Below are 15,886 nucleotides of genomic sequence, written 5' to 3'. Positions count from 1 at the left end.
AATGCAAAGGCTGTTTTTGAAAATTGGCACTCCATAGGGGATTCGAACCCCTGTTACCGCCGTGAAAGGGCGGTGTCCTAGGCCTCTAGACGAATGGAGCACTAAGACTGTAAAATTAACTTAAATTAAGCCATTTTACTAACTTTTGAACGCTTTCACCGTGTATCTCAAAAGTGCGACTATTATAGCAAATAATTTTTATCCGTCAAGAATTTATTTTAAAAAAAGTTAAAATAATTTATAGACTAATGATTTTTAGAGATATTTTAGTCTTTAAAATTGTTGAATTGTAGCGGTATGCCAAAAGATTTTTCTTTTAAAAACGCCATACATGCTTGTAAATTATCTTTTTTCTTATCAGAGACACGGATTTTATCACCTTGAATGCTGGCGGAGACCTTGAGGTCGGATTCTTTGATTGCTTTGCTGATTTTTTTGGCGGTATCTGAGTCCAGTCCGTCTTTTAAATTAATGACCTGTTTGGTGGTTTTGCCTGATTGTACTTTGTCCTGTGAGTCAAGGGATTGCAAATCCACACCACGCTTGATGAGCTGTTTTTCAAAGATGGCATACACATTATCGGCTTGTAGTTCATTATCACAAGTAATGGTGATGGTTTTGTTTTTTTCATTCAGCTCGACAGTGATGTTGCTACCTTTAAAATCAAAACGAGTGGCGATTTCTTTGTCGGTGTTGCCAATGGCGTTACGCACCTCTTGAACATTGAGTTCTGAAACGATGTCAAATGAAGGCATGATTTTTTTCCTTATTAAAATTGATTAAGTTTGATGATGATTAATAGGGCATCATGCTTGATGTCAAAATTTTAACCAGCTTGCCCCATATCATCATCTTGGGTGATAAAACAGGTTTATGATGATTTAGCCGACCAAAAACTCATCGTCTGTCTCATCATTTTGTGTTGGTGTGCTCAGTAGCATAGGCAGTTCATTAAAAATCTGACAAAATAGTTCAGCGGTTTTTTGGGTGTCATACACAGCAGAGTGGGCGTGTGTATTATCAAAACCAAGCCCTGCCATAACACAGGTGCGAGCCAGCACCGTATGCCCATAAGCAAGAGCAGATAGGCTGGCAGTATCCAATACGCTAAACGCATGAAATGGCGAATGATTTTTGCTGTTGGTACGAGCAATTGCAGCATTTAAAAAACCTAAGTCAAAATGTGCGTTATGTCCAACCAAAATACACTGACGACAGTTTGCTTGTTTGCGAATTTCTTTTAGTGTCTTAAAAATACGGCGAAGAGCTGACTTCTCGTCTTCACTGATGGCCTTACGAAAAGGGCTGTCAGGATTGATGCCTGTAAACTTTAGAGCAGCAGGTTCAAGATTTGCTCCAACAAATGGCTCAATATGGGCATTAAGTGTCTCGCCTTGATACAGTTTGCCCACCTCGTCCATTAAGATTGGTATGCAGGCAATTTCAAGTAGAGCATCTGTTTGGGCGTTAAAGCCTGCGGTCTCAACATCAACCACAACAGGTAAGAAGCCACGAAAACGCTCCTGTAGGGTTGATGGCTTATCTGCAAATTGTGCCATCATGATACCTGTGTCCATGCCAGTGTTTGCCCTGCCAGTAGTGGTGTGAGAGTCTTGCCATCTAAATAGTTGTAGGACTCAGGCACGGTCTGTTGTTGTTTGGCAAGGGTGATGGTGCTGGTATTGATTGGTAGGCCATAAAAATTTGCCCCAAATACACTGGCGAAGTTTTCTAGCTTGTCTAGTGCATTGACGCTTTCAAAAGCGGTGGCATATAAGGGTAAGGCGTGAACAGCAGAGTAGCAACCAGCACAGCCACAAGCAGATTCTTTGGTGTGAGTGGCGTGCGGGGCAGAATCTGTACCTAAGAAAAATTTAGGATTGCCACTGGTTGCCACTGCCAATAAGCGTTCTTGATGTTTGGCGCGTTTTAAGATTGGTAAGCAGTAAAAATGAGGCTTGACACCGCCTACAAGCAGATGGTTGCGATTGAATAATAAATGCTGTGGTGTGATGGTTGCACCGATATGTGCTGCTTGAGCCAGACAAAAATCAGCCGCATCTGCGGTTGTGATGTGCTCCATGACAATTTTTAACTCTGGGAAATTTGCGATGATGACAGACAATACCTCATCTAAAAATCGCTTTTCTCGGTCAAAAATGTCAATGTTGCTGTGTGTAACCTCACCATGTACAAGCAAAGGTAATCCCACTTTTTGCATGGCTTCAAAGACGCTGGTAAGCCCCAAAATGTCTGTTACGCCATCGGCTGAGTTGGTGGTTGCACCAGCAGGATAGAGCTTAACGGCTTGTACGATACCAGAAGCCTTGGCTTGGATAATGTCATCAGCTGTGGTATGGTCGGTCAGATATAGCACCATGCGTGGGTCAAAATTGGATTTTCGCTCATTGTTAATGTCGCTATTTGCCAAGGCGTCTAAGATTCGCTGACGATAAGCAATAGCGTCGCTGGTCGTCTTGATGGGCGGTGTCAGATTTGGCATACAAATAACACGATTAAAGCTATTGGCAGCGTGTGGTACGGTGATATTTAGGGCGTTACCATCACGCAGATGAATATGCCAATCGTCTGGTTGAATGAGAGTGAGTGTGGTCATGTTTTGCTCATTTGGTCTAAATGGATAAAATAGAATAAACAAAAATAAATAACACAATATCTATCTAAAAGTCGTGTTTAAAATCATGTTTTGCTTAAATCATTTTTTTGCTTATTGTAGCATGAAATGAGCGTTTGTATCAAAACAGAGCTTTGATGAATTTTGGTATTTTTTTATATTGCTCCACCTTGGCTTTGGGCTTAAAACAGCCGTTAAGTCAATTTATCTTAAATTGATGGCGTAATTCATAAGGCCAAACGCAATTAACCACATGAACACACCAATAAGTGTGTCTAAAATTCGCCAAGTGCTTGGCTTGGCAAATAGCACGCTAAGCAGTCTTGAGCCATAGCCCAAACTAAAAAACCATATCGCTGATGCACCAAATGCACCAATGAGAAAGTAGTATTTTTGAGTATCTGAGAGTGGGCTTGCGATACTACCAACCAAAACGATTGTATCTAAATACACATGCGGATTGAGCAAGGTCAGTGCTAAAGTGGTGGCGATGGTTTGTTTTAAGCTTGTTTTATCGGAAGTGTCATTAACTAATAAGTTGGTGTTACCATGGTATGCTGAGCGAAAGGCACAAAAGCCATACCACAATAAGAATATCGCCCCAAAAATCGCAAGAATCAGCGTGGTTGTTTTGCTTTGGCTGATCAGACTGCCAAGCCCCAACACGCCGACACTCATCAAAATTATGTCGCACGCCAAGCATACCAAGCACACCCAAAAGATGTGCTGTTTTAATAGCCCTTGCTTTAGTACAAAAGCATTCTGGGCACCGATGGCAACAATCAAACCAAAAGAAACAAAAAAGCCTTGAGTAATGGTAGAAATCATGAGTTTTATGAGTCCTGTGGTTGTTTGCGGGGCAATAAACCAAACAGTTTTTGCCAAGCCCATCGTACGCCAAACCCAATCACCCAAAAAAACAACCAAACATCTGCCATATAATCCAAAATAAAAGGGCTTTGCATGACAGACAGTGCAAATCCAACAAGGCAAACCCACCCTAACATGAGTGCTTTTTTATCATGATACATTGCCACAAGCCAAATCAGTGCAAAAATGACATAATGCCAGACCAAATTGACGCCCAGCGTATGATGATAAAAATCCACACCTACCTCAATGAATGAGCCAAGCGAAGTCAGTACAATCAGTAATGCGCCTACGCCAAGGCAAGCTTGGGCAGATTTGTTAAGTGCAAAATGAGGTAAATGAAAGCTGTGGTTTAAGGTATATCCCAGTGCCAGTAGCACCGTCAAAACAGATGGCTCGCCAAAGATACCAAGCCAATAAGTCAATCCAAAAAATGCAGTCAGTATGCCCACAATTGCCAAGCCAAAGCTGTATTTTGGCTTGCTGGCATAATAAAAAAGCTGATGAATTCGGCTTGTAATAGGGCGATGAATTAACCAAATCAAAGACGCCCACAGTAAAATGCCATAAGCGATGATAGGATAAAAAAGATGGGTCATGGTTTTTCTCCTTGCAAGCTTATCGGCAGATTAAAGGGGTTTTTACGCTGTGATGGATTACATGAGCATCGGTGGATTCATCGTCATATTGTGGCGTTTTTCCCATTTTTTGGCACGCCACCATTTCATCAATAAAGGCCTGATTGAGTGCTATATGACGAATGGACTTGCGGTCGTGTGTATAGACAATGTGCAAGTGCTCACCCACCACCAAGCTGGTTGGGTAGGAGACCTCCCCTGTATCTGCGGTGTCTAAAAGTAGGGTTTTTGTGGTGTTAATACGCCCATCTTGTTTGTGCAGTTGGGATAAATATAAATAAAATCGAGTATTATCCGCTTGGCGTTGATTGTGAATCAGATAGGGCGTGCCATTGATGGCGATGACATTTAAAGAGCTGTTGTCATTATCCACATTGGTGGGGGTGGGAGTACTCCATTTTTGACCACCATCGGTACATTCTTGGATTAAAAGTGGCTGTGAATGGCGATGGCGTCGTGCCATGAGGCAATCGGTGCTTGAAATGGGGGCAAGACTGGGTTGTAGGGTTTTGGTTAGACCATTAGGACGCATTTTGCCCATCAAATTGCCTGCTTCATCAAAACGCAAAATCACCTCAAACTTGGCAGCCATTTCGTGATAAATGGGCAAATAAAAACCGCCATCACTCAAAGAAATGGGCAAAACTCTCACCAAGTGCGATATGTTTAAAAAAGGTGATAAAGGTAAAATTTGTTTAAAATCAAAACTTTTGCCATCTTTGGAGGTTAAGTGATAGATTTTTGATGCTGCCCAACCAGCATAACTGGTTGCCACCACAAATAAATGAATGGTGCCATCATTGGTTTGGTGCAAGACGGGGTTGCCCAGCTTTTTGATGCGTGTACCACTTTTTTGGGCAAGCTCTTCGGGTGTCAAAATCACCATCGGTTCTGACCATAGATGATGAGGCGTTTTTGGCATCGTTTGTAAATCCGCCAAGGGTAAAAATGATGCATAAATTTGCACATCTTTTGCACCTTCACGACTGCCTGCAAACCATGCACTCATTAGCATTGTATCTTGATGGGTGCGAATGTGGGCTAAGGTGGCTGAGTGTACGCTAAGGTGAGTGCGAGAGACATCACTTTTGATCAGCTGTGGAGTTGTTGCTTGGGCGGTGGTGGTAGTTTGGGTGAAAGTGGGCGGTGTTTGTTGGGTGCTTTGTTTGTAAAATAAGCCAAGCAGTACCACAAACCATGCAATCAGTGCATAATAAAATTTGCTCATTAATCAATCTACATTGTGATAAAAAAATGCGATAAAAAATCGTGATGATAAGCCATGCCATCTGTATGCTGACATGGCTTGTTTAAAGGCTTAGGCTATTTTGCTGGCAGGCAAAATTATTTTTGCCCAAGCTGTGGTACGGCATTGCCAGCACCCACGCCAAGCAGTCCAGCTTGGGTGTATATGCCAAGTTTATGACGAGTGTCGGCAATGTCAAGATTACGCATGGTCAGCTGACCGATACGGTCAAGTGGTGTAAATGCTGCATCCTCAACTTTTTCCATAGACAGGCGTTCTGGCTCATAGGTAAGATTGGCTGATTCGGTGTTGATGATGCTATAATCATTGCCACGGCGAAGTTCTAGCGTTACTGTACCTGTGATGGCTTTTGCCACCCAACGCTGAGCGGTCTCTCTGAGCATGAGAGCTTGAGAGTCAAACCAGCGACCTTGATATAACAATCTACCAAGTCGCAGGCCGTTGATGCGATATTGTTCAATGGTGTCTTCGTTATGAATGCCAGTAACCAGTCGCTCATAGGCAATGTGTAGCAATGCCATACCGGGAGCTTCATAGATACCACGAGATTTGGCTTCAATGATGCGGTTTTCTATTTGGTCGGTCATGCCAAGCCCATGGCGACCACCGATTTTGTTGGCTTTTAAAATCAGTTCAACAGGGTTGTCAATGCGTTCACCATTAATGGCGACTGGCATTCCTTGTTCAAAAGAAATGCTCACCTCTTCAGCATCAATCTTGACATCTTCGTCCCAATAACGCACCCCCATGATTGGCTCAACGATTTTATGACTGGCATTCAAAAATTCCAAATCCTTAGCTTCGTGTGTTGCCCCCAGCATATTTGAATCAGTAGAATATGCCTTTTCTTTACTCATTTTATAATCAAAGCCATTGTCAATCAAAAACTGACTCATCTCAGAGCGACCACCCAGCTCGTCAATAAACTGTTGATCCAGCCAAGGTTTATAGATTTTGAGAGCAGGATTGGCCAATAGACCATAGCGATAAAACCTCTCAATGTCATTGCCTTTGTAGGTTGAGCCATCACCCCAGATATGCACATCGTCTTCATGCATGGCGGTAACCAGCATGGTGCCAGTGACTGCTCGTCCTAGTGGTGTGGTATTAAAATAGGGCATACCACCTGTGGTGATATGAAAAGCACCGCAAGCAATGGCAGCAATGCCTTCTAAGGCCAGTTGCATACGGCAATCTATCAGGCGTGCCTTGATGGCTCCGTACTGCTCGGCTTTGGCAGGAATGGCGTTGTAGTCGTCTTCATCAGGCTGACCCAGATTGGCGGTGTAGGCGTATGGTTTTGCACCTTTTTGCTTCATCCATAGTAGGGCAGCTGATGTGTCCAGACCGCCAGAAAAAGCAATGCCTACTTTTTGCCCAGTAGGCAGGTTTTGTAAGATGGTGGCGTTTGACATAAAAAAACTCCGTTTAAAACTAAAATAATAAATAACAACCGATGTTTAAATAAGAGCGTTGTTTGCTTAACAGTACATTAACATACATTGAAATAAAACCACAGATTTTTAGTCTGTCAAAACATGAGGGTTGTCAAAAATTATAGCATTTTTGTTGAGCTTTTGGGTGTGGATTTTGTATTTTTTACCAAAAACTGCCGTCTTGGTCATGGTCTGAACAATCATCTTGATGGTAAACGATAAAAATTAAAAAATATGCCTTAAATTTGCCATAAAAACCATAGAATTTGCCCAGACTTTAAAAAAATCAGCACAAAACCCATGAAAATTTGCTAAACTAACATTTTACAAAATAGCCATCATTTTTTAATTTGATAATCTATGAGTTCTCAATCTGCAAGCATTCATCTATATATTGATACCACCACACAGCGTCTGAGCGTGCTTGATGCTGATGATGTCTTGGTAAGTTTTGACATATCTACCGCCAAAAATGGTACAGGTCAGCTTGAAAATACAGGCTGTACACCGCTTGGTCGCCATACCATCGCTCAAAAGATTGGCGGCGAATGCCCAAAAAATGCTGTCTTTGTTGGCAGGCAATTTACAGGCGAGATTTATGATGAGGCATTGGGGCAAAAATTTTTGAACAGAGACTGGATATTGAGCCGAATTTTATGGCTGGACGGCTGTGAGGTGGGCATCAATAAAGGTGAAAATGCTGATGGCGTCTGTGATAGTTTTGCTCGCTATATTTATATCCATGGGACGCCAGATACCGAGCCGATGGGCGTGCCAATGTCGCATGGTTGTGTGCGAATGCATCATGATGATTTGGTTGTGCTGTTTGATATGGTGGAGGTTGGCACGCCTGTGCTGATTGTGTGAGCTGTTGGTTAATGCGATGAACGAATAAGGAAAAATCATGAATCTACAAAAAGTTGATCTAAATCTATTGGTTTATTTAGATGTGCTTTTGCGTGAGAAAAATGTAACCAGATCAGCCGAACAGCTTGGCATCACTCAGCCTGCGATGAGTAATATTTTGCGTCGTCTGCGGTCTTTATTTAATGACCCATTACTTGTGCGTTCGTCAGAGGGCATGACCCCAACCGAAAGGGCAGGTGAGCTTCAACCACGCATTCGTGAGATACTCTCTGATGTCAGTACCCTGCTTGAACCAAGAACTGAGTTTCGTCCATACAGCACCTCTCGTGTGTTTCGTATCATGACAAGCGACTATGCCGAAGCGACCTTGGTGCCACGATTGGTAAAGGCACTGCGTTCTGAGGCACCAAATGTGATTTTAGACTTTTTGACGCCATCTGATGTGTCTTATCGAGATATGGAGCAAGGGCGTGTGGATTTGGCAATCAATCGCTTTAATGAGATTCCACAGAGTTTTCATCAGGTGCTGGTGTGGCGAGATACTTTCAGCTGTTTGTTATCAGCAGACAGTCCGTATGTCAATAGATTTAACCTAAAAAACTACCTAAAAGCTCAGCATGTCTGGGTATCAAAAACAGGCATGGGTGTGGGTTTTGGGGTAAACCCTGAAAAGTCTGGTGGATTGGGTTCTATTGACCAAGCTTTACAAAGACTTGGGCAAAAACGCCAAATCAGCGTGTTTACTCGCCATTATCAAATGCCTGCGATGCTGGCGGCAAATAAAGATTTGGTGGCGACATTGCCAACTCGTGTCGCCAAACTCCAAGCACATAACAATCCGCAAATCATCGTCAAAGAGCCACCGTTTTTTATTCCAGAATTTGAGCTGACCATGGCGTGGTCGCCATTATTACAGCACCACCCAGCACATCGCTGGCTAAGACAGCTCATCATACATGTGGCACGCCAAGTCATCACCGAAGAACAAAATCAAGAGCAATCTGAACAGTATTCGTCATTAATACTGTGATACTGTCATACCGTGATGAATGGATACTGTGATAAATGCTTATGATGATGGCTTGGTATCGGTATCAATCAGATAAGTGGAAAGTGGAAAGTTGGTTTGGTTTTGTCAATCATTGGCATCTTGTTGCCAATGATTGCCAAAATCTTAAATCAAAGCCCTTAAATCCATCAAAAGTATCAAAAAAAATCTAAGAGCGTTTTTTTCGTTGGTCTGGCAGGGCTTGCTTGCTATCATCAAAGCTAGATAACGGCACAAAAACGACATTTTGGGCAGGGAGTTTTTGTGTTTGACGCAGTCGCCAGTTGTGAATGCCTTCATTGCTGACTTGTAGATAGTATTTGGCAGGCGTGTCATCTATGGCAACTTCGCCTTGATAGACATTATCGCCCATGTGCGTGATGATAAAATCTTTATCACGACTGCTGTCAGTGGCATGAGAAATGGATACGCTAAGTGTTGCTGGGTATTGTAGGGGCGTGCCATCTTTGAGCGTGCCAGTATCTATGCTGTCTTGGGGGTAGCGTAACTCAAAGTGGACATTGTTATCATCAAATCGCATGACACCAGAGATGTTTAAATCATGTGCCAGCTTATCACGAGTGGCATCTTGATACAGTGTTTTGCCGTCCATATACCAGTCATCTCTGACGGTGCTGTCTTGAATGCGAATCGACCACACAATAAAAAAGATACACACCACCACGACCAGCACAGGCAGACCGACAACAAAGATGGTCATGAAAGGGTTTTTGTACCAAGGTTCTTTTTGGTGGGGGGTATTGGTGGGCATGGCTGATTAAGATGACAAATATTTGTGCCATTTTAGCACATTTGGCAGATTTTAACCATTGATTATTCATCATGGATTAAAAGATAAAAATCGGCATCAGTGATGGCAATTTTGAGACAAAAACCATAAAACCGCCCATGTAAGGCGGTTTTATGGTTGTGTTGTTGCTATGCGTTGTTGCTATGTTTGTTGCCATGTATTGTGGCTAATTGCCCATCAAATTGCTTATTTGACTGATTGTTGCTTTGTTTCATAAACAAAGTTATCTTGGGTGCTGACACTGTATTTACCATCTTCGGTATAAACCGTGATGGTGATTGGTGTAACACCTGCTTTGATGATGCTGGCATCGCCAATGACGCTCACAGGCAAATCGTATGGCTCATTGGCTTGTAATGGGATTTGCTTAAAGCGAGATTGTAGCGTCATGCCCTCAACAGGTTCTAGGCGTATTTTATAGACTTGACGCTCGTCTGTTTTATTGACGATTTTTAGAACATAGCTGTTTTCTACCATGCCATGTCGTACCGTGCTGATTTGTTTGCGGTCGTGGCGGATTTCCATTTCTAGTGGTGCACGCCCTGTTGCAACCAGTGTCGCTGCTGTGATGGCAGCACCCAGCACAAATATATAAGCAAAGATGCGTGGGCTAATGATTTTGGTTTTTTGGTTTTCAAGCATTTGCCGTTCGGTGGTATAGCGAATCAGCCCTCGTGGATAGCCCACTTTATCCATGATTTCGTTGCACGCATCAACACAAGCGGCACACTGAATACACTCCACTTGTAGCCCATCACGGATATCAATGCCTGTTGGGCATACCTGCACGCACATACTACAATCCACGCAGTCGCCATATCCCTCTGGGTGGTCGCCTTTTTTGCGAGCCCCACGAGGCTCACCTCGCTGATAATCATAAGAGACAAGCAAGGTATCTTTGTCAAACATCACCGACTGAAAGCGACCATACGGACACAAATGCACGCACATATGTTCACGCATATAGCCTGCATTGGTCTGGGTAACAAAGGTAATCAATAAGAAAAATACCCATGTCATCTTGCCCCAACCCATAAAAAACAGCGTATGTCCATTAAAAAACAAATCATCTGTTCCAGTGATAAAGGCGATGAATGTCAAAGCGGTAACCGCAGAGAAAATCAGCCAAATGCTGTGAATCAACAAAGTTTTTAGGATTTTTTCGGCATTCCAAGGCTGTTTGTCAAACTTGATGCGTTTGTTACGCTCGCCGATGACCCATTTTTCTATGTGTTGATACAGATGCACATAGATGGTCTGTGGGCAGGCATAGCCACACCACACACGCCCAGCATAGACAGTAACCATGAATAAGGTCATGGCAGCGATGATGAACACGAATGCAAAGAAATAAAAATCCTGTGGCATGAAAGTCGCCCCAAAGATATAAAATCTTGGTTCAATGACATCAAGCAGTATCGCCTGTCGTCCATTCCAGCGTAACCAAGGGGCGATTAAAAACCCCACCAATATTGCATACATGGTGATCAGGCGTATGTTTTGATATTTGCCTTTGGTAAAACGAGGGTGGACACGATGCTTGGTGGCGTCCATGTCCTTAGAATGCGGAATGATTTTTTCTGGTGGTGGACGCTGTTTTTTTGGTTTGGTTGGGATTGGGTTGTTTGGCATGATAATAACCTTAGTTATTTATTTGGCTATTTATTATTTATAATGATAATGACAAATGTTTATTAATGAATTCATCATTTTTTGTGGGTGTATTTTAGCATTTTTGCCATCATGATTGGCGATTGTTTTGTAATTATCAACAATCTTTCTCAATAAATATCGGTGCATTTTTCATCATCATAAAACATGAGCATACAACAATGATGGCGAGGTGATGCGATGATTGCTATGTTGTTTCTATGATATTTCTATACTATTTCTATAATATTTCTACTATGTTTTTACCATATTGCCATCATGCCATGTATCAAAACTTGATCAAGTGATGGCAAGCGGTGAATCATCATTTGGCAATAAATGGCTGTCAGACTAGGTGAACACTTGTATCTATTAAGCTTCCTGCAAAACTAGGTTTTCCGTTCGCCCTGAGCTTGTCGAAGGGTAGCGAAAACCGTCATGGTTCGACAGGCTCACCACGAACGGTTTCCCTTAACTCGGGGTTTTGCAGAAAGTCTATTATATAAAAAATATATAAAAAATGCCCATGACAAGATGTGTACCAACTGCCAATGACACTCATGACCAACAGCACTTATTTACAATTTGTTAACAAAATAGTGCACAAATCACTACCCAAACCCCAAAAAAGTCATTATAATAGCTGCGCAAAATCTCCCCCCCCCCCCCCGCTATGCACTGCCATAACAGACACCAACAGCAGACCAATACAGACAATATAAAAAGTCATGTAAAAGGTTGTGATACATGGTGTTTTGATGAATAAGCTGATTGCTTGGCGTGTGGAGAGAGTCTTAATTCGCATATTGTTATCTGTATACTAAATATCATTTAAGTTACTTTTTTGTTACAAGACATTTAGTTTAACACTAAATCAAAGGATAATGATGCGTATCCAAAATCTGTTTGCTATTTTTATGAGAAATGTCTATGAATAATATCTACCGTGTGATTTTTAATAAATCCACCCAAACCTTTCAAGCTGTATGTGAATACGCCCAAGCCCAAGGCAAAGGCACTGCCACCGTCGGCACCGTCAAAAAATCATCAACACCAGTCAAAATATTAACTTTAAGTGCATTAGCTGCTTCGGTCATACTGGCTATTCCAAATGCAGCTGCTGAATTTACTGAACTTCAACCAGTCCCTCTTCCAACAGATGCCACTATTAAACCCATTCTAGAAGGCGGAATAGATTATTATTGTGTTAGCCCAGGATTCAACGGTAGGTTGGATGGAGGGAATGCGGGTGATAGCTATGATGAAGTATTGGAACGTTGTGGTAGTAATGGTGCTTATAAAGGCAATATGAGTTATTTCTTTCAGCCAATATATGGTAGGATATCATTGGGCTACGGTGCTTGGGCTGATCGTGAATATGCCACAGCAATTGGCTATGGTACAAGAGTAAATGCTAAATATGGTACGGCAGTGGGCAGCAAAGCAAAAGCTGATGGCGAGCATGCATCAGCTTTTGGTGCATATGCTCAAGCGAGCGAAATTGCTGCAACCGCATTAGGTGCGGCTGCCAAAGCTATGAGTGAGACAAGTCTCGCTGTCGGTGTAAGTTCTACTGCTATGGCTAAAGAAAGCATTGCTGTTGGTGTAAATGCTATTGCAAAAAAACAAGGTTCAATTGCATTGGGTTCGCTCTCTTTGGCAGATCGTGCTGGACTGCCAGAAGGTACAACCACGGCCAGCACCACACCGAATGCTGCCCCAAACAGCGTGTACTCACCAACCAATACCACAGAAGATAACGCAGAGATTTTGGCAACCGTCAAAGGCACAAACAATGGTGCGGTATCAGTAGGTAATACCAACACAACCCGTCAAATCATCAATGTGGCCGCAGGGAGTGCCGACTCTGATGCGGTCAATGTGGCACAGTTAAAAGCAGTGGCAGGTACCCCTACTTACTTCCATGTCAATGATGGTACAGATACTCAAGAAGCGGGTGATTCTGATACTAACAAGGGCAGTATCAAATCCAAAGGCGGTGCCTTAGGCAGGAATTCATTGGCGGCCGGCATTGGGGCCAAAGCGACAGGAATCTATTCTACCGCACTGGGCAATACTGCCCAAGCGACAGGAAGCTATTCTATCGCACTGGGCAATACTGCCCGAGCGACAGGAGAACGTTCTACCGCACTGGGCGCACAGGCCCAAGCGGCAGAAAACTATTCTACCGCACTGGGCAATACTTCCCAAGCGACAGCAATTGAAACCACCGCACTGGGCCACGCTGCCCGAGCGACAAAAATTCAGGCCACCGCAGTGGGCAATAATGCCCGAGCGACAAAAATTCAGGCCACCGCACTGGGCCAAGGTGCCCAAGCGACAGGAAGCTATTCTACCGCACTGGGCCAATCTACCCTAGCGATAGAAAGTGGTGCCACCGCAGTGGGCCGATCTGCCCAAGCGATGGCAGCAAATTCTATCGCAGTGGGTGTGGAATCCAGAGTAGAATCTGCCAATGCTGGTGTATTTGGTTATAACAGTAGCGTAACCACACAAGCGGATAATACCTATGTGCTGGGCAGCGAAACTGTCGGTGTTGTGCCAAACTCTATTTATTTGGGTTCTGGCAGCACGGCCAGATTTGAAGATGGCAATACCGTTGGCACTAAGCAATATTCGCTTGTGGTGCGTGGTGATGACTCGCCTGATAGTCCTGCGACTGGCAGACTTGGCCCTACTTTCCCTACCACTGCAGGTAAGGCTACGGTCAGTTCGGTGAATATTAGTGGCACCGATTTTACTGACTTTGCTGGCCCTACCCCTGTCGGTGCGGTTACTGTCGGCTCTGCTGGCAAAGAACGCCGCATTCAGAATGTGGCAGCTGGTGAGATCTCAGCCACCTCTACCGATGCAGTGAACGGCTCGCAGCTGTTTTCTGTCGCTAAGGGAACTTTAGATCAAGTGCCGATGGTTTATACCAAAGCAGATGGCACCAAGCTCTTTAAGAAAGCTGACGGTAGCTTTATTGATACTCAATCTCGCCCTGTGCTTAATAATCAGGTGATCGTCTCATTACAAGATGCGGCAGGTAGCACTACCACTCCTGTGGTTTTGAATAATTTAACCAGTGGTCTGGGTAGAGATGCAGGTGGTGTAACCAATTTTAGTGCCAAGCGAGTCGAAGACAGTGTTGCTGCTACAGTAGGCGATATTCGTCACATGGCTTGGTACCTAACGACTGCTAATGCCGCTGGTGGCCCAAATATCTATAAAGAAGCTGTACATTCCACCAATGAGGTTAGATTTGTTGGTGAAAATGGCGTGCAGATATCGGCCCAAGGTGATAGAGATAAACTTCTTCATGTGGTTACCGTCAAGGGTACTAGCATCACCAAGCAAGATGTTGAGGGTGGTTATGATTTGACCATCGTCCACCCAGATGGCCGCCGAGAAGTCATGAACATCAGAAATGGTGCTAAAGGCGATCGCGGTGAAACTGGTCCAGCAGGCCCAGCAGGTGAACGCGGTGAACAAGGCCCAGCCGGTGTAGCAGGTCCAGCAGGCCCAGCAGGCCCAGCAGGTGAACGCGGTGAACAAGGCCCAGCCGGTGTAGCAGGTCCAGTAGGTCCAGCAGGTCCTAAAGGTGAAGCAGGTCCAGCAGGTCCAGCAGGTGCCATCGGTCCACAAGGTCCTAAAGGTGATACAGGTGTAGCCGGTCCACAAGGTCCAGCAGGCCCAGTAGGTCCTAAAGGTGAAGCAGGTGTAGCCGGTCCACAAGGTCCTAAAGGCGACACTGGTGAAGCAGGTCCAGCAGGTCCAGCAGGCCCAGTAGGTCCTAAAGGTGAAGCAGGTGTAGCCGGTCCAGCAGGTCCAGCAGGTGCCATCGGTCCTCAAGGTCCTAAAGGTGATGCAGGTCCTAAAGGCGACACTGGTGAAGCAGGTCCAGCAGGTCCAGCAGGTGCCATCGGTCCACAAGGTCCTAAAGGTGATACAGGTGTAGCCGGTCCACAAGGTCCTAAAGGCGACACTGGTGAAGCAGGTCCAGCAGGTCCAGCAGGTGCCATCGGTCCACAAGGTCCTAAAGGTGATACAGGTGTAGCCGGTCCACAAGGTCCTAAAGGCGACACTGGTGAAGCAGGTCCAGCAGGTCCAGCAGGTGCCATCGGTCCACAAGGTCCTAAAGGTGATACAGGTGTAGCCGGTCCACAAGGTCCTAAAGGCGACACTGGTGAAGCAGGTCCAGCAGGTCCAGCAGGTGCCATCGGTCCACAAGGTCCTAAAGGTGATGCAGGTGTAGCCGGTCCACAAGGTCCTAAAGGTGATGCAGGTGTAGCCGGTCCTCAAGGTCCTAAAGGTGATGCAGGTGTAGCCGGTCCTCAAGGTCCTAAAGGTGATGCAGGTGTAGCCGGTCCTCAAGGTCCTAAAGGCGACACTGGTGAAGCAGGTCCAGCAGGTCCAGCAGGTCCAGTAGGTCCTAAAGGTGAAGCAGGTGTAGCCGGTCCAGCAGGCCCAGCAGGTCCAGCAGGTCCTAAAGGTGATGAAGGCCCAGTAGGTCCTAAAGGTGAAGCAGGTGTAGCCGGTCCAGCAGGTCCAGCAGGCCCAGTAGGTCCTAAAGGTGAAGCAGGTGTAGCCGGTCCAGCAGGCCCAGCAGGTCCTAAAGGTGATGAAGGCCCAGTAGGTCCTAAAGGTGAAGCAGGTGTAGC

General features: G+C 44.6%; 12 protein-coding genes and 1 tRNA gene. 3 read left to right on the top strand and 10 right to left on the bottom strand.

Features of this window, described 5'->3' with window-relative positions; all coding sequences use genetic code 11:
* Positions 1 to 24: 24 nt before the first annotated feature.
* The 8 genes from U9670_RS07915 to argG form a co-directional block, all read right to left on the bottom strand.
* Positions 25 to 100: transfer RNA gene (locus U9670_RS07915), tRNA-Glu, on the bottom strand.
* A gap of 166 nt (positions 101 to 266) precedes the next feature.
* Positions 267 to 755 (bottom strand): YajQ family cyclic di-GMP-binding protein, encoded by a 489-nt coding sequence (locus U9670_RS07910; RefSeq protein ID WP_323842358.1) that lies wholly within the window; start codon positions 753 to 755, stop codon positions 267 to 269.
* Positions 756 to 881: 126 nt separating this feature from the next.
* Positions 882 to 1,559 (bottom strand): ribonuclease T, encoded by a 678-nt coding sequence (gene rnt / locus U9670_RS07905; RefSeq protein WP_416381522.1) that lies wholly within the window; start codon positions 1,557 to 1,559, stop codon positions 882 to 884.
* On the bottom strand, positions 1,559 to 2,617 hold the full coding sequence (gene pyrC / locus U9670_RS07900; RefSeq protein ID WP_323842360.1) for a dihydroorotase: 1,059 nt from the start codon (positions 2,615 to 2,617) through the stop codon (positions 1,559 to 1,561). The genes rnt and pyrC overlap by 1 nt, the downstream gene beginning before the upstream one ends.
* Before the next feature lie 222 nt (positions 2,618 to 2,839).
* Positions 2,840 to 3,550, bottom strand: a complete 711-nt coding sequence (locus U9670_RS07895; protein WP_323842361.1) for a LysE/ArgO family amino acid transporter — start codon at positions 3,548 to 3,550, stop codon at positions 2,840 to 2,842.
* Positions 3,469 to 4,104, bottom strand: coding sequence for a V-type ATP synthase subunit I domain-containing protein (locus U9670_RS07890; RefSeq protein ID WP_323842362.1), 636 nt, complete (start codon positions 4,102 to 4,104; stop codon positions 3,469 to 3,471). Before U9670_RS07890 ends, U9670_RS07895 begins: the two co-directional genes overlap by 82 nt.
* Before the next feature lie 19 nt (positions 4,105 to 4,123).
* Complete coding sequence (locus U9670_RS07885) at positions 4,124 to 5,371, bottom strand: exo-alpha-sialidase (RefSeq protein WP_323842363.1); 1,248 nt, start codon at positions 5,369 to 5,371, stop codon at positions 4,124 to 4,126.
* A gap of 116 nt (positions 5,372 to 5,487) precedes the next feature.
* Positions 5,488 to 6,825 carry an argininosuccinate synthase gene (argG, locus tag U9670_RS07880; protein ID WP_323842364.1) on the bottom strand — a complete coding sequence of 446 codons (1,338 nt, stop codon included), beginning with the start codon at positions 6,823 to 6,825 and terminating at the stop codon, positions 5,488 to 5,490.
* Positions 6,826 to 7,206: 381 nt separating this feature from the next.
* Here argG and U9670_RS07875 point away from each other — a divergent pair, with 381 nt between their 5' ends.
* Positions 7,207 to 7,713: a L,D-transpeptidase family protein gene (locus U9670_RS07875; RefSeq protein WP_323842365.1), complete on the top strand. Its 507-nt coding sequence runs from the start codon at positions 7,207 to 7,209 to the stop codon at positions 7,711 to 7,713.
* A 37-nt stretch (positions 7,714 to 7,750) separates the two neighbouring features.
* Positions 7,751 to 8,743 (top strand): LysR family transcriptional regulator, encoded by a 993-nt coding sequence (locus U9670_RS07870; RefSeq protein WP_323842366.1) that lies wholly within the window; start codon positions 7,751 to 7,753, stop codon positions 8,741 to 8,743.
* Positions 8,744 to 8,930: 187 nt separating this feature from the next.
* On the opposite strand, the gene U9670_RS07865 is transcribed toward U9670_RS07870, so the two are convergent.
* Both U9670_RS07865 and ccoG read right to left on the bottom strand, forming a co-directional pair.
* Positions 8,931 to 9,482 (bottom strand): FixH family protein, encoded by a 552-nt coding sequence (locus U9670_RS07865; RefSeq protein WP_323842367.1) that lies wholly within the window; start codon positions 9,480 to 9,482, stop codon positions 8,931 to 8,933.
* Between the two features lie 276 nt (positions 9,483 to 9,758).
* The gene (ccoG, locus tag U9670_RS07860) at positions 9,759 to 11,204 is read right to left on the bottom strand and encodes a cytochrome c oxidase accessory protein CcoG (protein ID WP_416381521.1); all 1,446 of its coding nucleotides are present in this window, start codon (positions 11,202 to 11,204) and stop codon (positions 9,759 to 9,761) included.
* Positions 11,205 to 12,152: 948 nt separating this feature from the next.
* On the opposite strand from ccoG, the gene U9670_RS07855 reads away from it, so the two are divergent.
* A partial coding sequence (locus U9670_RS07855; protein WP_323843770.1) for an ESPR-type extended signal peptide-containing protein occupies positions 12,153 to 15,886 on the top strand: 3,734 nt, incomplete at its 3' end.

The sequence above is a fragment of the Moraxella tarda genome, assembly GCF_035181405.1.
Classification (GTDB): Bacteria; Pseudomonadota; Gammaproteobacteria; order Pseudomonadales; family Moraxellaceae; genus Moraxella.
This window is presented reverse-complemented; position numbering and strand designations above follow the sequence as displayed.